The organism is Ruegeria sp. CL6 (assembly GCF_056536465.1).
The window spans coordinates 1-21,074 of record NZ_JBQFPR010000004.1; the positions used below are offsets into that span (position 1 = coordinate 1).

The 21,074-nt window shown below is 55.3% G+C and carries 19 protein-coding genes; 8 read left to right on the forward strand and 11 right to left on the reverse strand.

The window, feature by feature from the left end; translation table 11 throughout:
- The first annotated feature begins 356 nt into the window (after window positions 1-356).
- On the forward strand, window positions 357-665 hold the full coding sequence (locus ACR0LH_RS12340) for an adenylate/guanylate cyclase domain-containing protein (RefSeq protein WP_480721175.1): 309 nt from the start codon (window positions 357-359) through the stop codon (window positions 663-665).
- Window positions 666-1,082: 417 nt separating this feature from the next.
- Window positions 1,083-1,295: a eukaryotic translation initiation factor eIF-2-beta/eIF-5 family protein gene (locus ACR0LH_RS12345; RefSeq protein WP_170486273.1), complete on the forward strand. Its 213-nt coding sequence runs from the start codon at window positions 1,083-1,085 to the stop codon at window positions 1,293-1,295.
- A gap of 177 nt (window positions 1,296-1,472) precedes the next feature.
- Here ACR0LH_RS12345 and ACR0LH_RS12350 read toward each other — a convergent pair whose 3' ends face one another.
- Window positions 1,473-1,880: a (R)-mandelonitrile lyase gene (locus ACR0LH_RS12350; RefSeq protein ID WP_480721176.1), complete on the reverse strand. Its 408-nt coding sequence runs from the start codon at window positions 1,878-1,880 to the stop codon at window positions 1,473-1,475.
- Window positions 1,881-2,268: 388 nt separating this feature from the next.
- On the opposite strand from ACR0LH_RS12350, the gene ACR0LH_RS12355 reads away from it, so the two are divergent.
- The 6 genes from ACR0LH_RS12355 (at window position 2,269) to ACR0LH_RS12380 (ending at window position 7,308) form a co-directional block, all read left to right on the forward strand.
- Window positions 2,269-2,526, forward strand: a complete 258-nt coding sequence (locus ACR0LH_RS12355) for a YjhX family toxin (protein WP_480721178.1) — start codon at window positions 2,269-2,271, stop codon at window positions 2,524-2,526.
- Between the two features lie 13 nt (window positions 2,527-2,539).
- Window positions 2,540-3,004, forward strand: coding sequence for a GNAT family N-acetyltransferase (locus ACR0LH_RS12360; RefSeq protein ID WP_480721179.1), 465 nt, complete (start codon window positions 2,540-2,542; stop codon window positions 3,002-3,004).
- A 358-nt stretch (window positions 3,005-3,362) separates the two neighbouring features.
- A complete protein-coding gene (locus ACR0LH_RS12365) occupies window positions 3,363-5,210 on the forward strand; it encodes an adenylate/guanylate cyclase domain-containing protein (RefSeq protein WP_480721180.1) in 1,848 nt (615 codons plus the stop codon).
- A gap of 191 nt (window positions 5,211-5,401) precedes the next feature.
- A complete protein-coding gene (locus tag ACR0LH_RS12370; protein ID WP_480721182.1) occupies window positions 5,402-5,701 on the forward strand; it encodes a hypothetical protein in 300 nt (99 codons plus the stop codon).
- 92 nt (window positions 5,702-5,793) lie between these two features.
- On the forward strand, window positions 5,794-6,411 hold the full coding sequence (locus ACR0LH_RS12375) for a hypothetical protein (protein ID WP_480721183.1): 618 nt from the start codon (window positions 5,794-5,796) through the stop codon (window positions 6,409-6,411).
- Window positions 6,412-7,056: 645 nt separating this feature from the next.
- Window positions 7,057-7,308 (forward strand): hypothetical protein, encoded by a 252-nt coding sequence (locus ACR0LH_RS12380; protein ID WP_170554994.1) that lies wholly within the window; start codon window positions 7,057-7,059, stop codon window positions 7,306-7,308.
- 159 nt (window positions 7,309-7,467) lie between these two features.
- Here the strand turns inward: ACR0LH_RS12380 and ACR0LH_RS12385 are convergent, their stop codons facing one another.
- The 10 genes from ACR0LH_RS12385 to xylF all read right to left on the reverse strand — a co-directional run bounded on the left by ACR0LH_RS12385 (window position 7,468) and on the right by xylF (window position 21,030).
- Window positions 7,468-9,006 carry a ShlB/FhaC/HecB family hemolysin secretion/activation protein gene (locus tag ACR0LH_RS12385; RefSeq protein ID WP_480721184.1) on the reverse strand — a complete coding sequence of 513 codons (1,539 nt, stop codon included), beginning with the start codon at window positions 9,004-9,006 and terminating at the stop codon, window positions 7,468-7,470.
- 1,265 nt (window positions 9,007-10,271) lie between these two features.
- Window positions 10,272-11,210, reverse strand: coding sequence for a carbamate kinase (arcC, locus tag ACR0LH_RS12390; protein ID WP_480721185.1), 939 nt, complete (start codon window positions 11,208-11,210; stop codon window positions 10,272-10,274).
- Window positions 11,211-11,213: 3 nt separating this feature from the next.
- Entirely contained in the window at window positions 11,214-12,212 is a 999-nt protein-coding gene (locus ACR0LH_RS12395; protein WP_170385803.1) for an ornithine carbamoyltransferase, read from the reverse strand.
- Window positions 12,213-12,265: 53 nt separating this feature from the next.
- Window positions 12,266-13,492: an arginine deiminase gene (locus ACR0LH_RS12400; RefSeq protein ID WP_480721186.1), complete on the reverse strand. Its 1,227-nt coding sequence runs from the start codon at window positions 13,490-13,492 to the stop codon at window positions 12,266-12,268.
- Complete coding sequence (locus ACR0LH_RS12405; RefSeq protein ID WP_480721187.1) at window positions 13,489-14,862, reverse strand: amino acid permease; 1,374 nt, start codon at window positions 14,860-14,862, stop codon at window positions 13,489-13,491. Before ACR0LH_RS12405 ends, ACR0LH_RS12400 begins: the two co-directional genes overlap by 4 nt.
- Before the next feature lie 9 nt (window positions 14,863-14,871).
- Entirely contained in the window at window positions 14,872-16,359 is a 1,488-nt protein-coding gene (locus ACR0LH_RS12410; protein ID WP_480721188.1) for a YfcC family protein, read from the reverse strand.
- A 168-nt stretch (window positions 16,360-16,527) separates the two neighbouring features.
- Entirely contained in the window at window positions 16,528-17,835 is a 1,308-nt protein-coding gene (gene xylA, locus ACR0LH_RS12415; RefSeq protein WP_480721189.1) for a xylose isomerase, read from the reverse strand.
- Window positions 17,836-17,844: 9 nt separating this feature from the next.
- Entirely contained in the window at window positions 17,845-18,648 is an 804-nt protein-coding gene (locus ACR0LH_RS12420) for an ATP-binding cassette domain-containing protein (RefSeq protein WP_170778395.1), read from the reverse strand.
- Window positions 18,648-19,946 carry a sugar ABC transporter permease gene (locus ACR0LH_RS12425; protein WP_170385785.1) on the reverse strand — a complete coding sequence of 433 codons (1,299 nt, stop codon included), beginning with the start codon at window positions 19,944-19,946 and terminating at the stop codon, window positions 18,648-18,650. The genes ACR0LH_RS12420 and ACR0LH_RS12425 overlap by 1 nt, the downstream gene beginning before the upstream one ends.
- 64 nt (window positions 19,947-20,010) lie before the next feature.
- Window positions 20,011-21,030 carry a D-xylose ABC transporter substrate-binding protein gene (xylF, locus tag ACR0LH_RS12430; RefSeq protein WP_170486286.1) on the reverse strand — a complete coding sequence of 340 codons (1,020 nt, stop codon included), beginning with the start codon at window positions 21,028-21,030 and terminating at the stop codon, window positions 20,011-20,013.
- Window positions 21,031-21,074 lie beyond the last annotated feature (44 nt).

A 21,074-nucleotide genomic window follows, 5' to 3' on the forward strand; every position in this document is an offset into this window, starting at 1 on the left:
TCAGATCTCTGATCTGGCCAGACTAACGGCAGGATATGGCTATTCAGTTCGCTCCAACGGCCAAGAACATGGCCTCGGTGCAAACTTAAGCGTTCGGTTCTGATTAGGGCGCACGGTTGTTTTTCCTTTAGGCATGAAACTGGTCGACCACCATTGTCTGGACATTTTTTAATTGGCCTTGTGGGCGGCTTTGTCTGCAACCCGGTCATTCCCGCAACTAATCTGAAAGTCCGCCCCCAGAAACCGAGAGAACCCCTGCATCTAAATAATGAAGCAACTGCAGGCGTTTGATCCATGAAGTACCTGTCTGCCCTCGGCGTTCTCGTCGGGGGTTTGGTCATAGACTTGGGTTCGGTGTGGGCGTGTCGCTCGGATATGCAACCGTAGGAATGGTCGGCTACGAAGATCGATCAGACTACACCGCCTCGGGCACTGCGATCAACTTGGCGGCACGTCTCTGCGAAAAGGCCGAGGACGGCGAGATACTGCTCAGCGCCCGCGCGGCGATCGCCGTGGAAGACGAATTCCCGTCGGTTTCTGCAGGAGAGGTCACGCTCAAGGGTATCCGCGAACCGGTCGAAGTTTTTCGAACGACCTACGACAGTGCCGAGCAGCACAACAAGCATTGGCAAAAGCTGCTTTGGTTTGATGCGGTCATGCGATGATATTTCGTAAGCGTTTTCTATGCGCTCGAAACTATCACCCGACAGATTTGACTGAACAGCTGCCAGCCTATTTTAGAGAAAAAGGGGAATTTCGTATGAACAGATGGATTTATTTTGGGTTCGCGTTGCTGGTTTCAGCGTGCAGTCCTCCTACCCAGGCTCCATTGGTCACTGACGCGAACGGTCAGACCGTCATCCAAATCAACTCAAGCGGGCTGACATGCTACGAGTCGACCTGTCTGGAGATCACAAGGGGCAGCGTTCGCGCGATCGGACATAAAAGAGCGCGGATTCCAAAAGGTATCGATGTCAGCGGCGGAACCGTCACCCCAAACGAGTTCAAGCGGATGCGCCAATCAGCAATGCTGGCGGGCGGACCCGGTTCTGGCAATCGATAAACGAAGGAGAGGTCGCGATATGTTCAACGATGACGTCCAGGCACGATGCCCGGAATGCGGCTCGCCGGATACGGTGATTACGGGTGAGAAAGCTGCCTGCAATGCATGTGGGTACGAGGAGCCTTACCTGCTAGATGAAGAGATGCGCGACGGAGCACATGAGGTTGTGGCCCATGCGCAGAAAATGGCACGGGCAAGAGACGTTCTGCAGCGCTGGGATTTTGCTGGGTAAATGGGCGGCTAAGGGGTCTGAAATCCAGAAAAGTGAAAACGCGCTGTGCGGGCCTATCAGGGACGAAACGATGGCCGCACCTGTCACGATAGGAAAATCCGCTACCCGCCTTTGAATGGGCGTAGAAGGGTCCTGAAGGGGTTACTCTACTGCGTCTTGCTCGGTAGGGCCTACGCGTCATTCTGCGCGGGCTGCGCTGTAATCCTCGTCTGAGACATGCTCCATCCACTCCGCAGTCTTGCCCTCGACAGAGGTCTGCACAGCCAGATGGGTCATCGCACAGTCCGGTGACGCGCCGTGCCAATGCCGCTCTCCTGGCGCGAACCATACTGTATCGCCAGGGCGCAACACCTGTACTGGCTGCCCCTCAGAACCAGCCAGGCCTAAGCCTGACAAAACATGCAACGTTTGACCGGCAGGGTGCGTGTGCCACGCTGTCCGTGCGCCGGGCTCAAAGGTCACCGTAAGGATCTTGACCGGCGAGGGATCGTTTTCCGTTACAACGGGATCAAAGCGGACCGTGCCGGTGAAATACTCATTGCCGGGAAATTGAGAGGGCCGGTCCCCGGCGCGGTGAATCTCCATGATGTGCTCCTTCGTTGCGCTGCTTATTGGGACTTAGCAGAATTCCGATTTCAAACCCAGAAGCGCGCCGGGTCGACGTGGCCGTCTGAGCACCATTGTCGAATGCCCAGAAAGCGACTGGAACCGGACATCGGTTTAAACAGGATTTACATCCGAGTTGCGGACTTTGCTGCCTTTTGCATTGATTTTCCAGATGTCCGCTTGCCAAATGGTATTTATCGCACTAGTTCACGGCCACGCGCTGCACCGACGCAGAGCGATGGAGATTTTATGTCTACGATTGCGGCCCGCCGCTAAGGTCCACCCGATTGGACCATCTTGAACCAAAAGACGTCCGCGCGAGATGCCGGATGCCTTTTCGGCTGAAATAAGACCAAGAGACAATCCATTGAATATCTCAAAACACGAACAGCGTGTTTTGCACGTTCTGGCACAAGGTGGAGCCATCCACTTTGAGCGCATGACGAACGGCAAAGTGCGCGCAGATTCCTGCTTTACACGCGACGGCCATGTTTTGGCTGATTGCTCGTTGAAGCTATTCAACCGTTTGAAGAAACGGCGGTTCATCAAATCTGAAAACGGACGACCCTATCGCGCCACTAGGCTCGGCATTCGCTCTGTGAACCCTCAGTACGACAACCGATAGGGACATACAAAAAATGACAAACCCAATCATCAAAGCAACTTCGACCGATGACATTGCGGGGCTTCGGGCCGTGCTGGATGGGACAGAGCTTTTTCCAAGCGAGATGCTTGCGGATATGCTGACCCCTTACTTGGCGGGAGAAACAGAAGCCTTCTGGCTGACTTGCCACAGAAACGGAGAAGCTGTGGGCCTGTGCTACACGGCTCCAGAAGACCTGGCCGATGGCACATGGAACATGCTCGCCCTAGCGGTGCGCCCAGATTTGCAAGGCAAAGGGTTGGGGGCGGCGTTGGTACGCGCAGCCGAGCAGCGCCTAATAGACAAGGGCCAACGCATCTTGATCGTAGATACGTCTGGTACAGATGACTTCGCATTGACACGCAAGTTCTACGCTCAGAATGGCTATGAAGAAGAAGCACGTATCCGCGACTTCTGGGCTGAAGGTGATGACAAAGTGATCTTCCGAAAAGCCCTCTAGACAGCACAGCCCTCCGCTATCCTAGTGGCGGGGGGCGCTCCATTTCCTACGTTCGCTACGATGCAACAACTTGGTAAGTTAGGGCGCAGAACGGTCGTTCGCGGCAGTTTGCCTGAACGTCCGCGCCACCCCGGCCAGTCCTTCAGAACATGGAATGACAACAGGTATTTGGGTCAGTGAAACCAAAATAATGAACCGGCGATTTCAAGGTTATTGCGGGTGAATGGTGTTGAGGCTCAAAACGCGCTAAAGGCGGGTATCGCGCGCCTCTCGTCCAAGCCAAACTTTAAAAAACTCTGTAAACTGTATATAATCTGACGAATTACACTGATCTATGGTCTCGTTCACGGGGCGTGTCATGGGGGGCGAAAAACCAAAAACTGCCCAACGGAATGGCGGCAAGTGGCATGCCTCCATGTCGGTCGCCTTGGCGCTTGGGCTGGGTTTTTTTGTTCTGACCTCGGTCGCAGGTGTCTTGGGCGTAGGGCTGGTCGTCGGCTACCGAAATACCTCGGAACTACTGACGCAGAAAGCGCAACTCATAATTGGCGCACAACGCCAACAGGTTGAGCGTTATCTGACTGCAGCTTCAGACCAGATCGATTTCATCGCCAGCAGGATTTCATCCGGAGAAGTGGAGCCGGACGGTTCTGAAGAATTTGTTAGCCTGCTGCTTGGTGCCGTTTCAGCGACCCCCCAGATCCTACGGATACAGTTTATCGACACAGAGCAAATCTTGACGGGCGTTGAGCGTGACGAAGACGAGACGCTTCCCATTTTCATGAAGCTCGGCGACGACGTCGATTTACGCCAGCTTATCGACGAGACAATTGAAACTGGAAAAGCCCATTGGGGCAATATTCTCTGGCGTGAAGAATACGGCCAGTCTGTGCTGACATACCAAAGGCCGGTCATACAGAAAGGTCGGATAACCGGCGTTCTGTCAGCTTGGATTTCGGTGGTAAAACTGTCTGAATTCCTGGCTGATCAGGAAATGGAGTTCGGCGCAAATGTCTTCATGTTGCACGGAAGAAATGCGGTGCTGGCCCACCCGCTCATGGCGTTTGGTTACGCTGGCCTGAACCGCGCGGCACCGCTTCCGCAGCAGGACCGTTTCTCTGACCCTATTGTTTCGGCAATGTGGCTGCCAAATGACCAATTCAGCGTCGCAAAGTACTTTCTAACCGGTGAAAACACCCGCTTCGTTGCATATGCCGACTGGGAGTATGTTGTATTCTTTGAGGAGTTGTCTGCCTATGGCGTTCAACCTCTCACGGTTGCTACTTACTTTGAAGCCCACGACATTATTGCAGAAGCGGCTCGACTGAGGTGGGCGATAATATTCTGCCTAATCATGGCGGTCGTTTCGGCTGGGGTGGCGGCCTTGATCGGTCAGAAGATCGCCAAACCGGTGCGGCGCCTGTCCGAAAGTGCGAAACGCGTTCACGATCTGGATATCTCGAACATCGCTGAAATCGAAGGCTCCTTTTTCCGGGAACTGGACGAGGCGGCGCGTTCATACAATTTCATGCTGGAAGGTCTGAGATGGTTTGAACTCTACGTCCCGAAACGATTGGTCCGCCAATTGATGCGCCGCAATGCAGGAAAACGGATCGACTCGTCCCACAGAGATGTCGTCATAATGTTTACGGATATCGTCGAGTTCACGACGCTGTCGGAACACCTTACCGCCCCGCAAACGGCGTTGTTTCTCAACGACCATTTTGCGGGGCTGGCTGATTGCATCCAAAAAAGCGGCGGCACAATCGACAAATTCATCGGCGACTCGGTTATGGCCATATGGGGGGCTCTGGAACATCAGGACGATGCCGCTGACCTCGCGTGTAACGCCGCAATCGAGATCGGAAAGTGGATTTCGGAGTATAACCGACATGAGCGGGTAGAAGCGGGCCTGGCCTATTCAGTCAGGCTGCGTATCGGCATCCACATAGGCCGAGTGGTCGTTGGAAATATCGGCAGCGAAGGGCGGCTCAGCTATACCGTGGTCGGAGACGCAGTGAATGTCGCGCAACGGCTGGAAGAAGCTGGTAGAGTATTGGGCAACACTCAGGGTGAGGTGAATATCCTTGTCTCCAGCTCTGTTCGCAGCGCGTTGGTCCAGCCAATAGAATTTGAGCGTATCGGCGCACACAAACTTCGCGGCAGAGAGGAGTTGGTCGAAATCTATTCGCTAACAACAAGCTAGCCACGAAGCCTGTTTTAACAGCTCACCAAGCTGATGACGAGACTGTAGAAAATCAATGGATAAATACCGAAGCAGATGCCGGCTGGTTCAAAATCTATATCGGCACCGATTCATTGACAGATGCGAATAAGTATCCTCCACTATTCCCACCCACGACCTGAACTTTTCAAAGTTGCGAAGGGAAATTTTCAATGACCAGATTCAGCGTATTTTCATTGGTTGGCGCGGCTACTCTTGCACTTACCGCTTGCGATGATGCCAGCAGCACAAGTGGCTATGCCGAAACAACGCCTGCGCAACAAGCCTGCTTGCGCGATGTGGCCGCTGCCACGAACAATACACAGGTTGTCGTCCTTGCCTCTGCCTTCAGCGAGGCCGGAACACAAGTGCAAGTCGGCGTAGGTCCGGATCAGGCGCCCTGGAACTGCATAGCTTACAGCGATGGCACAACGGCGGGCATAGAATCTCTCAGCAATGAGGGGGCGCTTTAGGCGCTGAATAGCTGCAACCGTTTAATAAGTCCCGGCGTCGGGTCCCAAGTTCATGCCCATAGAGCGACCCTATCAATCGAAAGGACAACGTGATGCTTAAGAGATACTTTTGGGCACTTGCCATTCTACCCATGCCCGCACTTTCAGACATATCCGACGAGGCGAACGCTTGTATTGATGAATTGGTCTCGCGCTTTGGGAACATTGGCGGCGAAGTCCTGGGGCAAGAATTCAGCGAAGCCGCGACTATGGTCCGACTTCGCGACGGAAACGGGATCGAGTACGAATGTATCGTTTGGTCCGGTCCCGAAGTCGCTGAATTGCGGGCCGTCGGGGAAAACGCGGACGCGGCTGATGACGGAGGCGGCGCAATGGACGGCGCTTCTGCGCCCATAGTTTCAGGGGATCAAGTCGTAAAATTCGATGCGGGAACAAGCGGCACAGCCATGAGCGCAACCCTCAAGCCCGGCACGTCGGTGCGATATATCCTAGGCGCAAGTGACGGCCAGTTTCTGAATGTCGATGTCGGATCACGGGGCGGAGCTTTGGACTACAAAATAGTCAATCCAGACGGCTCATTTCTGTTGGACTTGATTTCTTCGGACACTCCGTACCGAGGCCAGCTTTGGCAGTCTGGCGACCACGTTGTCGAGGTTGTCAACGCGGGCGCCCAACCGGTGACGTTTGACATCGGCATCGGCATTGACTGATCCGTGGAAAGTCGCAGTAACCCGGTTTGAAGATAGAGGACCTACCTCTTTCGCTTTACGGAAATGATGCACCCTGAATGTTTCGGATGTCGCGCAGGAACATCCCGTGCCATGGCATCTACATTGCCGAGGTGTCGTAGCGCCCCACTGCTGAGTAACACTCCCCGTCCGGCGTCATACCGTCGCTGGCCAAAGCCGCTTGCGACGCAATCCCAATGCTCTCCGGTCTCGGCCTTCCGAAAGCGCGGTAGATCGTGCGAGTCGTGGCGCCCCGTTGTCGTAGCAATATGGTCAAACTTCTTTGAGGCCGTCTGGTGGGTCTGGTGATGGGTCACCTGGGTTTTTCCGGGTTGTGCCACCGCTCTCTTTGACGGTCGGGGCTTTGGGCGCGTGATTGTCACGACACCATGAGGTTTGGGGTGACCGGGAACAGCGACATGCGTGGCAATTGGACGAGCAGCCAATGGCGGCACCTGGCCGGGCACTGCAATCGGAACCTGGTTTGGCGTTGCAGTCGGCACCTGTGGAGGTATCGCAATGGGTTGCGGGACTTGCCCCGGGACGGCAACAGGAATCTGGTTCGGCGTCGCGGTCGGCACCTGAGACGGAACGGCGACTTGCGGTGGAACTTGAGGGGGCACCGCGATGGGAACCTGGTTCGGTGTAGGTGTGGGAACCAAAGGCGGAATTGCGTTTGGAGCAACGATCGGGGATGGAACCTGTCCGGGAACGGCGATCGGTGTTGCTACGGGAACTTGTCCCGGTATGGGGTTGGGAATGGCGTTAGGAGCCAGAACAGGAACTACAACCGAAGACGGCGTTTGCTGTGTCCCTTTGGGTGGTAACTGGTTTGCGGTTGGTTGGGTCGGACCCGAAACTTGGTTGCTGGGCCTTTGACCTCCGGCTTGTCCGCATCCTTGACTGGATTGATGCGGGTTTCCGACACCTCGACACCAACCGTAGTGGTTTCCTCTTGCAAGTGTTGGCGCTGCCGCTGTTTCAACGACCAGTAAAGCCGCAAAAAAGATCAATGTGGTGTTCAGTTTCATAACGTCCTCACCAACTTGTTGTTAAGGCCAGATACCCGCCCGGATCGCCAGAATCTGTCAAAGGTCCGTCCCGCAAAGGAACGCCAACATATCCGGAAAGGAAGAAATTCCGCTTGAAGTCTACATCCAAACCGATGCCGGCAGAAGCCAGTGTCGCGTCCTTGACCTCGAAACTGGCAGGGTCGTTGTTCGAGACATACCCCACATCGAAAAATGCAAAAGGCGTCAGGCGATTAACGCTTTGCGAGTTGGGGAAATAGGAATGCGACACCTCAAAAAGGGCGGATATCCCGGAATCCCCGTCGACCTCATCGAACCGATACCCGCGAAGGGCATATCGATCCCCAAGAAAAAACTCTTCAACCGATGGCAAGCGATCTGGCGTGTATTGACCCCAGATTTCCGTGCGCCATGCGGTATTGGGCGACAATCCCGTCAGTGGGCTTTCGTACCCGACCCCTCCACGTAGATGCCAGAACGAAGGGTCACCGTCGTCAAAATTTGCGTCGGCTGTTTCGTTTTCGTTGTTCCCAAATGACAGGGTTAACCCTGCCTCAAGTGCGCGACCATCCGTGTAATTCTTGCCGAAAAGGTAGGTCAGTCCAAGTACGCTTGCGTCGCTAGATAGCGGCTCGCCGCCACTGACTGAATCCGCCTTGGACAATCGATAATCCAGCAGAACATAGCCGTATCTTGCGACATCGCGGATCACGGGGTAACCCAACGCGACAGTCAGGTTTTCGCCGTCGATATCGGTGCGCGCAAAGTCGCCGGAAAGGTCCCGGCGAGCATTTATGTTCCCGTAGTATATCTCGCCATATAAACCTTCACTATTCAGCGGTGTTCGGTACGTCAAAGCCCCCCAGAGCGAACGCTCGTCTTCTACATCCCAGTTATAGGCACCCGATCCTTCAAACCTCAGCAGGTCGCCTACGGCCAGCGTGGAATAGAACTCCTGCACGACATAAAAGCTCAACGCTTCGCCAAGTTCACGAGGAGGGTTATCAAGTGTTGCGCTGCCTGCCTGCTTGCGAAGTGGGTCTCCCAAGACACGAAGCCTTCCACCGGGACCATTCGGAAAATCAATCTCGGTCGATACTTCAAGGTCGGGGATATCTTCGGCGAGCATTACTGCGCGCTCAAAGCGCTTCAGCGTCAAAGGTGCTTCGGTCGTCAGCGGGGCAAAAATCCTCTCGAGTGTTTTGAAAGTCCTGCCGTCTACGCCCTCGATGTTGATGGTCTCAATATTTCCTTCATCAACTATGATATTTCGCCCGTCGGGTGCGGGCCATGCCTCGGCAAGGAAATAACCATCTTCGCGATATATCTGGGTTATGATTTCGGCAACGTCACCCGCCGTGATACGCCCAGAACGATTATACGCCAGTTGCCCTGCAAAAGTTAAAAGCTCGTCACCGTCATATACCGTGACACCTTGAACCGAATGTCGGGCCTCAATATCCCAAATCTGGGCGCGCAGAGAATTTGGTTTAATTGCACCGGCACACAGAACAAGGGTTACAAATAACAATTTAACTATGCGCATTTCCGTAAACCTCTTTCGGGTTCTGAAAACTGGAGTTTTGAATAGCATGGCGTGGTCAATGCGGACGCGTGAAATAATAAAAATATGGAAATCTGTGGCAAATACGGTCCACACTTGAAGGGGAAATCCGCTGGTCTGGAACGGTGCCACCACCCAAGTCCTGCACCTGAGGAAACCGCGTCTCGGAACAAGATCACACTTAGATTTTTAGGATCTTGTTAAATCAAAGCTGGGCCGCCCGACGAACCAAAGCGCCACCCGGAAGGGGCAACGACCGCATCGGTCTAACCAAGGAACCTGAAACAAACACGCGTTCATGTCCCAGCGCCTAAGACACTTGGAGGGAAATTTTCTAAAGATAGGGCAGCCTACGAACTCAACGACGATTGAAGATCACTCATCGCTAAGTCTCACAAAATTGGACGTGACGTAATCACTGATCAAGGCGCTCGGCTTGGGTATGCCTCAATGGTAGCGGTTCACCTGCCGCTGCATCTGGGAACAGCGACGCAATAACCGGACCAAAGGTTGCACGATTGCAGAAGGATACGAGGGGTCAACGTGTGTTGCGATTGAAGTCGAACGGGACATGGTGGCCTCCTAACATTGACGCTACGTTAACCTAGGCCAATGGAAAGGTCTGTGAACCAGAGCACACAAGGCGGCAATCTTTAAACAATCTTAGACTTGGCAGTGCCAAGATTACTCATCTGGATCACATCAGGAAGGACACATAACTGTCTACAGACGCTTTCTGGAGGCAATACAACAACAAAATCGCGAAGACCGAAATCGGAGCCGCGACCTCCATTACCACTTTGAAAGGTACTAGGGAGCCGTTTCCGAGGCGGATCGAAACAGCGATCTTCCGGGCGAGCGGGAACAGCTCCCTTGTGCTTGATTTAAACATATTGAACTCGTTACTGAACATGTCGAAAAAATTACCACCGGCCATTTGAACTGAATATTAACGGCGCTGTTTTGCGGCTTTTTTCTAAAAATTGCGGGAAAAATGAGGGACAGTAACGGGAAAAACCGCCTCACTGTTCACTCATCCAGAACTTTTAGCGAGAAAATCAGAACTCAATCGGCGCAAATTTTGCCTAGCGGCACGCAGAAGCTGACCAAGACCCAAGCCTCTGTGGCCTTCGGGCCATTCAACATGCCCGCAAAACCCGGCCGAGATAAGCCAAGCGCGATTTGGCCCTGAACGTGGACGACCGTCGATCGAGCGTTAACAGACGGCCCAACCGAGGTAAGTCTCTCTAGTGAAACACAGTTGCGCCGACATCAATGGACACCGTAGTTCCTTTTTCGCCGCGAACGGCTGCCGGGACATCGGCAAGGGCACAAATGATCGCGCGGCCACCGGTTGTTCTGGCAAAGTCTTGCGCCGCTTGCACTTTCGGGCCCATCGACCCGGCAGGAAACTCATATTCGTCCAAAGCGTCCGGGGTAATCGACCGTATTCCCTTTTGATCGGCTGTTCCCCAATCGAGGAAAACCGCATCGGCATCGGTCGCGATCACAAAGAAATCCGCACCGAGGTTCTGGGCCAACAGGCACGAGGCAAAATCCTTGTCGATAACGGCTTCAACGCCCACCAGTTTCCGGTCGGCCCCTTTTTCATACATCGTGGGAATCCCGCCGCCGCCAGCCGCAATGACAGTTGCGCCCCTTTCAAGGATCCAACGTATGGGCTCGACCTGGAAAATGCGTTTGGGTCGGGGTGACGGGACGACACGGCGCCAATAATCCCCGTCCGGCTTTACGGTCCAGCCTTTCTCGGCCGCTTCCTTTTTCGCCTCTGCTTCTGAATAGACCTGACCGATGAATTTGGTTGGGTCGCGAAAGGCGGGATCGTCCGGGTCGACCTCGATCATCGTCAGCAAGGTGGCGATGTGGTGTTCAAAGGGCAGTATATTTCCAAGCTCTTGCTCGATCATATAGCCGATCATGCCCATCGTCTCGCCGACCAAAACGTCCAATGGGTATTCCTCGACATCGGTGTACATGATTTCCTGCAAGGCCAGCATCCCGACCTGAGGACCATTGCCGTGGGTGATCACGGTCTCATGCGCTTCGCACAGCGGGGCAAGGGCATTTGCGGCAATCTTTGCGTTCCTGCGCTGATTGTCGGCCGTCATCGCCTCACCCCGTTTGAGAAGCGCGTTGCCGCCCAGTGCTACAACAACGCGTCCCATTGCTCAGGCTCCCAGTGTGGCGACGAGGATCGCCTTGATGGTGTGCATCCGGTTTTCGGCTTGTTCAAACGCGATGTTCATATCGCTCTCGAACACATCTTCAGTGACTTCCATTTCGGAAATGCCGAACTGTTCGTGGATGTCTTTGCCGACCTTGGTTTCCAGATTGTGGAATGCGGGCAGGCAATGCATGAACTTTACGTTTGGATTACCGGACTTTTTCATCAGGTCCATGTTCACCTGATACGGAGACAACAACTTGATCCGCTCGGCCCAAACTTCCTTAGGCTCTCCCATCGACACCCAGACGTCGGTGTGAATGAAATCGACCCCTTCCACAGCCGAGGTGTCATCGGTGATGGTGACACGCGCGCCCGACTTTTCGGCCCGCGCCATGGCCAACTCGCGCACATCGTCATGGGGCTGCGTTTCCTTGGGTGAAATCATACGCACATCGCACCCCATCAATGCACCCAGCATCAGCAGCGAATTCCCCATGTTCGATCGACAGTCACCGGAATAGGCATAGACGATGTCCTTGCGCGGTTTGTCTGCGTGCTCGATCATCGTCAGCATGTCCGCCAACATTTGCGTGGGGTGCCAATCATCCGTCAGGCCGTTGTAGACCGGGACGCCGGAATACTCTGACAGTTCCTCAACCATGTCCTGACCGGCACCGCGGAACTCGATCCCATCAAACATACGCCCCAGAACTCGGGCTGTATCCTTCATGGATTCCTTGTGGCCAATCTGCGACCCCGACGGATCAAGATAGGTGATGTTGGCCCCTTGATCATAGGCGGCGACTTCAAAGGCGCACCGTGTGCGGGTCGAGGTTTTCTCGAAAATCAGACAAATGTTCTTGCCGGTCAGCGACGGCTGTTCGGCCCGAGCGTATTTTGCTCGCTTCAGGTCACGGGCCAGGTCCAGCAGGTAAAGCATTTCGCGCTGGCTGAAATCTGCGATCTTGAGGTAGCTGCGACCCTTTAGATTAAATGCCATTGTGTCTCTCCCTAAAAAATGAGTTTGCGCAATCCGGTGCGCTCTTTACGAGTTTAATAAGCTGGGTCGCGGTCAATCGGACATGTCATGCAGTGACCACCGCCCCGACCCCGGCCAAGCTCTTGTCCGGATATCTCGATGACTTCGACGCCTGCTGCGCGCATCTTTCCATTTGTAAATGTGTTGCGCGCATAGCCGACGACAACTCCGGGCGAGAGGGCAACGACGTTGTTCCCATCGTCCCATTGCTCGCGCTCGGCCTGGAATTCGTTTCCTCCGGTCGAAATGACCTCAAGCGAGTTCAAACCCAATGCCTCTTTGTAGACATCAAACAGGTGACCTTTTTCGACATGGATGTCTAAGTCTCCTCGGTCGCCGGGGCGGATCGAAATGCAGGTGATCTGGTCCGCAACTTCCGAGAACGCCGTCACCTTGTCGTAGTCGAGGCAGGTAAAGACCGTATCCAGATGCATGGCCGCGCGACTTTTCGGCATTGCGCAGGCGACAACACGTTCAGCACCGCCTTTTCTGAACAACGCCTCGGAAACCTGCGCGACCGCCTGCCGCGTCGTGCGTTCACCCATTCCGATGAAAACAGTACCCTTGCCAACAGGTTGCACATCGCCGCCTTCGACCGACGCTAGACCAAAGTCATCGTCGCTGTCGCCCCACCAGAACTCGAACTCGGCATCCTTAAACATCTGGTGATACCGATAGACGGTTCGCATGATCAGAGTTTCGGGCTTGCGGGCGGGCCAGAACATCGGGTTCGTGGTGACGCCGTTGAAAATCCAGCAGGATGGGTCCCGTTGAAACTGCGCATTCGGAATGGCGGGTAGGATGAAATCACCCAGCGAAACAAGATCACCGAACTGCTCATCAATCATGCCTTTGGGCAGGTCGGCAAAGATTATTCCACCCAGCATGTGACGAGCCAGCGTTTTGGCGTCCATTTCGTCCAACCAGGCTCGCATCTCGACCGAGAACCCAAGACCAACCATGTTGGGCGTAATCAGGCGGTCCAGCATGAAGGCGCGCGCCGCCGGGTCCGCGTCAATCGCCTGGGCCAATAGATCCTGAATGTCATACACCTCGACCCCGCGTTCGCGCATGAGCGAACAGAACTCGGCGTGGTCTTTTCGCGCCTGTTCCACCCAGATCACATCATCGAACAGAAGCTCTTCGCAGTTTCCGGGTGTCAGGCGGTCATGCGCAAGGGATGGGCGCGACACGATCACCTTATTGAGCTTTCCGATCTCGGAATGGACACCAAGCTTCATGGCAACTCTCCTTTCGAGGCAGCGGTTTTCTGATTAACTTCAATGTCTTTGGCCTGGCTCCAGCGCACCCAGACGTGAATTGGCACTCCGGCCAGCAGCAAGACCGAACCGATAAGAACGGTCTCGGCACCGGACCCGATGAAAGCCCAAACGGAATAGACAAAGCCCAAAGCCCCCAGGACGACAACTTTGGCAAGTTCGGGGCCGTGCAGAACCTCGCCGCCCTTGAGCCGGATCATGATCTCGGCGACCGAACAGATCGCATATGGAAGCAGACTGGCGACCACGGCCAGCAAAATGACGAAATTGAATGCCGCAACCAAACCTTGGGCGAAATTCAGAATGATCAGAACAGAGGCCAGCACATTGGACAGGATCAACGCATTTGCTGGCGTGCCGAATTTGGATTTCTGTCCCAGTGCAGCGGGAAAAACCCGATCCAGAGCCGCCCCATAAGGAACCTGCCCGCTAAGCAGCGTAAAGCCGTTGAGGGTGCCAAAAGTAGAAATGACAGCTCCGCACGCCACGAGAATACCGCCGTAGGTGCCGAACATGACCTCTCCGACTGCGGCCAGCGGAGCGGCGGACACCGCCAGAGTTTCCGGCGGAATAACCCCCATCGAAACGGCCGTTACCGAGATATAGACGCAGGCTGCGATAATAACCCCGATCACCGTGGCGCGCGGGATTGTCTTTTCGGGCTCGACTACATCGCCGGAGGGCACCGTCGCGGATTCCAGCCCGAGATATGCCCAAAGCGTCAACGCAGCCGCCGCCGAAATCGCCGAAATCGCAGTCGTACCGCTGCGATTTACGGGGATGTAGTTCTCATGTTCGATCCAGAATATGCCGAGTGTACCGATCAGGATAAGCGGGGCCAGCTTGAGGACAGTGGTAACAATCTGGACCACTCCAGCCCCTTCAACGCCGCGTATATTGATCAGCGTCAACGACCAAATCGCGACCAAAGCCGTTGCCAGTCCATACATGGGAACATCGACAATCACCGGAAACAGAAAGCCCAGATACCCCACAAGCGCGACGGCCACCGCAGCGTTCCCTGTCCACAGGGCGATCCAATATCCCCACGCAATGATGAACCCCGCGAAATCTCCGAACGCTTCTTGGGAATACGCGTAAGGACCACCCGGCTTGGATACGACCCGAGACAGCCTTCCAAAGATGATCGCCAATACCAGCGCGCCCGCAGATGTGAGTATCCATCCACCGATTGCAATCGGTCCAAATGGGGCGAGGGAAGCAGGAAGCAGGAAAACGCCGGAGCCGATCATGTTCCCCACGACCAGCGCGATACAGGCCGTCAACCCAAGAGCCCCCGTAGTCGTTTTTGTCGAGGAAATATCGGTCATCCTAGCGGCTCAGTCGGACGTGGGTTCTGTTGTCTCGGCCGCTGGTGTGTCTATACCCGGGTCCACCATCGCCCCAACCGTAAGCGCCGCACAAATGATGACCGCCAGCACGACAAGCAACGGAAAGACAAAGCGCAACCATCGATCATAGGACACTCGTCCGATCGCCAGACCGCCCATAACGACGGCAAAGGTTGGGTTGAACAGGTTCACCCACCCGTTTGCCGATTGATACGCTGTTACGACCAGATCCCGCCCCACCCCGGCAAAGTCGGCCAAGGGTGCCATGATCGGCATTGAAAGCGTCGCCAATCCTGACGAGGACGGAACAAGGAAGGACATCAGGATTTGAATGCCGAACATGGCATTGATAAATGCAAACTCGCTCAGACCGGACACGAAACCTTCGGCGCTGGCGAGGATCGTATCTGTGATCTTACCGGCATCCATTATGACGACGACGCCGCGCGCAACACCGATAATCAGTGCGACACCAAGCAGATCCCGCGCACCATCAACGAAGGTTTCAACAAAGGTCGCTTCGTCCATCCGCGACCCCTCGTCAAGCTTTCCAACCCACCAGACGATGATCGACATGACAAGAAACAGGCCCGACATCTCGGCCATCCACCAGCCCAGCGCAACCACGCCGTAAATCATGACCGCAAATGTCAGCCCGAACAGGCTGAGGATGATCGAACGGGTCCGGGTCATTTCGGGGAATGCGTCATCGCTTTCAGAGCCCTTCAGGAAATGCGCCCTGTTTTCTTCGGTCTGATCCGCGACCACGGACGCGGACGGGTCTGCCTTGACCCGCTTGGCATACCTCATGACAAAGACAATCCCCGCGGCAAGGCACAGCCCGAGTATAACAAACCTGAGCACGATCCCATTGGTGAATGGAATTCCCGCACCCTGTGAGGCAACCACTGTCGCAAACGCGTTGAACGTCGAACCGAGCGTCCCGATGCCCGCCCCCAGCATGATCACAGCTACACCGGTCAACGAGTCATATCCAGCGCGAATGAACACCGGTATGATCAGCGCATAAAACGCCAGCGACTCTTCCGCCATTCCATAGCTGGTTCCTCCAAACGCAAAGGCCGTCATCAGGATCGGGATCATCAGGATTTCCCGCCCCTCCAACCGGTGCAGCAACCACCCAATACCTGCGTCGATCGCCCCGGTTTTGGTCACAACCATCAGGAAACCACCGATGATCAGAACAAAGAACGCGACATCAATTGCGGCGCTGGACGAACTTCCCAGCAGGCCCGGATCATACATACCAGCGATCGGAGCCAATATGACTGCGGTCAAACCCTGTGGGTTCGCTTCGACCTCGTGATAGGTGCCGGGAACCGGGGCTTCGCTGCCCAGAGCTTCATTCATCTGTCGCTCGTATTCTCCTGCGGGGATAACCCAGGTCAGGGCCGCGACAACGGCGATCAAAATGAAAAGGATCGTAAAGGCGGTCGGAAACTTGAACTTGGACATGAATAACTCGCGCTAGATTGGACTGGGCGGGTAGTTCTTCAATTAATTGAACGTCGTAGTCTCAAAACAATAGTTAGAAGCCCCTCCGGCCGAGAGTCAAGAAAAGTCGGGAATTGAAAGCCCGATCAATGTGGTCAACTGATCGGGCGTCCAACGATACATTGCGCGTCACACAAACCGGTTTACGTAGTTTTCCAATTGTTCCTGACGCCCGGAACGCGGTTGCGGGTTAATACCTTGCGACAGGACGCGCGCCGAAATTTCATCGAGCCCAGCGCCCAGCATGGCCTGTGCTTCTGGCGTATCCCAGCCGGAATACCGTTCAGACAGCGCCTTATCCAAACCACCATCTTCGATCATCGCTGCGGCTGCTTTCAATCCTCTTGCGCAGATGTCCATGCCGCCGATATGGGCCGCAATCAGGTCTTCGGCGTCTATCGACTGGCGACGGATTTTGGCGTCAAAGTTTGTACCGCCCGTCACGAAACCACCGGACATTAGAATGTAGTAGTAGGCCAACGCGACTTCGGGTGTGTTGTTCGGGAACTGGTCCGTATCCCAGCCCGACTGATAATCGTTCCGGTTCATGTCAATCGAACCCAGCATCCCCTCGGCCGTGGCAACGGCTATTTCATGTTCAAAACTATGGCCCGCAAGAATAGCGTGGCCTTGTTCCAGATTCAGCTTCACCTCATTCTCCAGCCCGTATTTCCGCAGGAAACCAATGCAGGTTGCCGCGTCGTAGTCGTACTGGTGCTTGGAAGGCTCCTGCGGCTTGGGCTCGACCAGAATGGTGCCCTTGAACCCGATCTTGTGCTTGTACTCGACTACCATATTCAGGAACCGCCCCATATGATCGAGTTCCCGCTTCATGTCGGTATTCAAAAGGGTTTCATACCCTTCCCTTCCTCCCCAGAGCACATAGTTCTCGCCCCCAAGCTTATGCGTCGCATCCATACAAGACTTCACAGTCGCCGCCGCAAACGCAAAGACATCCGGGTCCGGGTTCGTACTGGCCCCCGCCATCCAGCGGCGGTGGCTGAACATGTTTGCCGTCCCCCACAAAAGCTTGGTTCCGACGGAAGTCATTTTGTTACCGATGTAATCCGTGATTTCCTCAAGCGTTCGGAGGTTATCAGCGAAGTTACCCTGTTCGGGACGGATATCCGCGTCGTGCCAGCAGAAATAGGGTTGTCCGAGGATTTCAAACATCTCGAACGCGATATCCGCTTTCATGCGCGCCCGGCCCATCTCGTCCTGCGGGTGCCAGGGCCGTTCCAGCGTCGGACCTCCGAATGGGTCTCCTCCCTCCCATGCGAATGAGTGCCACCAGGCCACGGCAAAACGCAGGTGGTCCTCCATACGTTTACCCATGACGATCTCATCAGGGTTGTAGTGACGAAAGCAGAGCGGATTGCTGCTGTTCGCACCTTCATACCGGATCTTTTCGATCCCCTTGAAAAAGCCGCTTGTCATGCCTGCCCCCTACTCTGTTGTTTGTCCCGGCTGCTTGCCGAGAATGATCATCGACAGCAGGTCGTCATCGGTCACGTCGGCGATCTCAACAGTGCCGACGAGTTTGCCGTTTTTCATCACGGATGCCCGATCGCACAGCTCCATCACGGCGTGAACGTCATGATCGATCAGGAAGATGCCAATCCCCTGAGCCTTGAGTTGATGGATCAGGTCCGCGACCATCTGGGTTTCGTGCGGGCCAAGCGCGGCTGTTGGCTCATCCATGATGAGGATCCGAGCGTTGAAATAGACCGCCCTTGCGATCGCCACGGATTGCCTCTGACCACCCGAAAGCGCCGAAACCGGGTCACTGAATTTCTGAAAATTCGGGTTCAGTTGCCCCATGATCTTGCGGCATTCGGCCTCCATCGCGGCGTCATTGACCAATCCGAAAGGCGTCGTCATCTCGCGCCCAAGAAAAAGGTTCGACGTTGCATCCAGATTGTCGGCCAGCGCCAGCGTCTGATAGATCGTCTCGATATTATTCGCGCGCGCGTCCCGAGGGTTGTTGATCTCAACCGGGTTGCCGTCGATCAGAATCTCGCCGTGATCCATCTGATAGGCACCAGACAGAACCTTGATCAGTGTGGACTTTCCTGCGCCGTTGTGCCCCAGCAAGCCAACAACTTCGCCGGGGTAGAGATCGACCGAGACGTGGTCCACCGCCTTGATCCCCCCAAACGAAATCGAGATGTCCCGCATTTCGACAAGGGGCGGCGCACCTGAACCGCGACCAGAGCCTAAGGGCGATTTCTGCGTGTCCTGAACCTGCATCACTTTGCCCCCAATCGCTTGCGATAGACGATGTCGATATAGACGGCCAAGACCAGCACGCTGCCGACGACGATGTTCTGGAACGGCGCATCGACACCCACCATTGCCATCCCTGACTGAAGGGCCTGCATAATCAAGGCCCCTAATATCGCGCCGTAAATCGTGCCGATCCCGCCGGACAGAGCCGTTCCGCCGATTACCGCAGCCGCGATCACGCGCAGCTCGTCCAACGTTCCGATGTCATTCGAGTGGTTTGCCAAACGGGCCGAGGCGACAACGGCTGAAACAGCACACAAGAACCCCATCAAGGCAAATATCTTGACGGTCAGAAGTCGCGTGTTGATCCCTGAAAGTTCCGCTGCATCCGGGTTTCCGCCAGTGGCAAAGATATACCTGCCAAACCTCGTTTTCCGCGCCACGACCGTCAGAGTCACGGCCACGATGATCAGGATGAGGACCGAAATCGGGATGCCGTAACCAACAACCAAGCCTTCCGGCATTGTTTCGCCACGCGCCTCGAACATCCGCTGTAGTCTTCGCGTGGGGATGGCATAGCTATTCACGACATAGACATATCCCAAAATCGCAAATGCGATTATCCCAGCCAGCGTTGCTTCGGCCCAGACAGGTTTCACCGGAAAGCCGTGAGACGCCTTGGCGCGCCTGCCACTCCACAACGCCCAGATCGCAACGGCCGCGGCAAACAGGCCGAACATCCAGCTTGCCGTTGTACCCAGCGTTCCATTCGTGCCGCCGAATTTCAGGAAATTGCTGTCCAAGGGGCCGATGGTCTGACCGCTGGTCAGATACCACGCCACATTCCGCCAGACCAGGAAACCACCCAAGGTAACAATGAACGCAGGGATCGTCAGATAACCGACCATCCATCCGTGAAATGCTCCGATCAAGGTACCGACTACAAGACCGACCACTAGCGTGATCGCCCATGTCACCGGATTGTCCAGCCCCAACCCCAGCACATTCGGCAACAGCTCGGTCTGGGTCATTGCCATGACTGCGGAACTGGTCGCCAAAAGAGCGCCCACGGACAGGTCAATGTGGCGTGTCACGATTATAAAGACCATGCCGCACGCCATGATCGCCACAGAGACCGTCTGAATTGACAGGTTGAACAGGTTCCGAGGGGTCAGAAAGCGCCCGTCGGTGACGATGTTGAACCCAATACACAGGATGACAAACGCGCCGATCATTCCCAAAAGCCGCATATCCAGTTCCAGTTGCTGAAACAGGCTGGGCTTAGTTTTTTGAGGTATCGGCTGAGACGAAGTTTCGGTCATTTCCGATCTTTCACATTCAGCAATGGTCCCCGGACCAGATCAAATGGTCCGGGGATTGTGCGATTTAGTTACACGGTGCGGGGCCGTTCTCGACGCCCTGACACAGGTCTTCCAATGGAATCCACCCGGCGTCCACAACCACAGACAGGTTGTCCTTTGTGATTGGAACAGGTGCCAGGAAGACCGAGTTCATTTCGGTCCCGCCCGGTGAGGTCCAGCTAATAGCGCCATCAATGTCAGCGGGGCTTGCTCCTCCGCTCAAGGCCACTGCGATTTCACCAGCCGCTTTTCCGAGCTCGCGCGCGTCCTTCCAAACCGAAACGGTTTGCGTCCCCAAAGCGACACGGTTCAACGCCGCATGATCGCCATCCTGACCAGAAACCGGTATCCCCTCCATGCCCTGCGCCGTCAGCGCGGCAACGACGCCACCGGCGGTGCCATCGTTCGATGCAACAACAGCATCCACGTTGTTTTCATTCGCAGTCAGAATCTGCTCCATGTTCCGCTGGGCGTTGGCTGGCAGCCACCCATCCGTGTAGGCTTCGCCCACAATGACAATGTCGCCGCTGTCTACTGCGGATTGGATGATCTCTTGCTGACCACCACGCAGGAAATCCGCGTTCGGGTCCGTGGGCGACCCTTTGATCATGACATAGTTACCCTTGGGCATCGCCGCGAACACTGCGCGGGCCTGCATCCGGCCGACTTCAACATTGTCGAAGGTCAGGTAAAAGGCACGGTCGTCTTCAATCAGACGGTCATATGCAATGACGGGAATACCCTCATCCGCAGCGGCCTGAACCGCCGGGCCGATAGCCTGGGAATCTTGCGCAAGAATGATCAGGGCATCCACACCCTGAGCGATCAGACTTTCGATGTCCGACAACTGTTTCGCAGAAGATGACTGTGCGTCTGACGAGATATACTCGGCCCCGCCTGCCTCAAGCGCGGACTTGATCGCGGCTTCGTCTGTTTTCCAGCGTTCTTCCTGAAAATTGGACCAGCTTACGCCAACCACCGGTTCGGCAAATGCAGCCGACCCCAACAAGGCAACCGCAGCCGAAAAGCTGAGAATACGTTTCATGATTTCCTCCCGTTTATTGAGCCGCGCTCTTTCGATTCGTGGCT

Coding starts and splice junctions, on each gene's coding strand:
- ACR0LH_RS12345 (WP_170486273.1), top strand. CDS start 1,083: ATGTTCAACGATGACGTCCAGGCACGATGCCCGGAATGCGGCTCGCCG.
- ACR0LH_RS12350 (WP_480721176.1), bottom strand. CDS start 1,880: ATGGAGATTCACCGCGCCGGGGACCGGCCCTCTCAATTTCCCGGCAAT.
- ACR0LH_RS12360 (WP_480721179.1), top strand. CDS start 2,540: ATGACAAACCCAATCATCAAAGCAACTTCGACCGATGACATTGCGGGG.
- ACR0LH_RS12365 (WP_480721180.1), top strand. CDS start 3,363: ATGGGGGGCGAAAAACCAAAAACTGCCCAACGGAATGGCGGCAAGTGG.
- ACR0LH_RS12370 (WP_480721182.1), top strand. CDS start 5,402: ATGACCAGATTCAGCGTATTTTCATTGGTTGGCGCGGCTACTCTTGCA.
- ACR0LH_RS12375 (WP_480721183.1), top strand. CDS start 5,794: ATGCTTAAGAGATACTTTTGGGCACTTGCCATTCTACCCATGCCCGCA.
- ACR0LH_RS12380 (WP_170554994.1), top strand. CDS start 7,057: ATGGGAACCTGGTTCGGTGTAGGTGTGGGAACCAAAGGCGGAATTGCG.
- ACR0LH_RS12385 (WP_480721184.1), bottom strand. CDS start 9,006: ATGCGCATAGTTAAATTGTTATTTGTAACCCTTGTTCTGTGTGCCGGT.
- arcC (WP_480721185.1), bottom strand. CDS start 11,210: ATGGGACGCGTTGTTGTAGCACTGGGCGGCAACGCGCTTCTCAAACGG.
- ACR0LH_RS12395 (WP_170385803.1), bottom strand. CDS start 12,212: ATGGCATTTAATCTAAAGGGTCGCAGCTACCTCAAGATCGCAGATTTC.
- ACR0LH_RS12400 (WP_480721186.1), bottom strand. CDS start 13,492: ATGAAGCTTGGTGTCCATTCCGAGATCGGAAAGCTCAATAAGGTGATC.
- ACR0LH_RS12405 (WP_480721187.1), bottom strand. CDS start 14,862: ATGACCGATATTTCCTCGACAAAAACGACTACGGGGGCTCTTGGGTTG.
- ACR0LH_RS12410 (WP_480721188.1), bottom strand. CDS start 16,359: ATGTCCAAGTTCAAGTTTCCGACCGCCTTTACGATCCTTTTCATTTTG.
- xylA (WP_480721189.1), bottom strand. CDS start 17,835: ATGACAAGCGGCTTTTTCAAGGGGATCGAAAAGATCCGGTATGAAGGT.
- ACR0LH_RS12420 (WP_170778395.1), bottom strand. CDS start 18,648: ATGCAGGTTCAGGACACGCAGAAATCGCCCTTAGGCTCTGGTCGCGGT.
- ACR0LH_RS12425 (WP_170385785.1), bottom strand. CDS start 19,946: ATGACCGAAACTTCGTCTCAGCCGATACCTCAAAAAACTAAGCCCAGC.
- xylF (WP_170486286.1), bottom strand. CDS start 21,030: ATGAAACGTATTCTCAGCTTTTCGGCTGCGGTTGCCTTGTTGGGGTCG.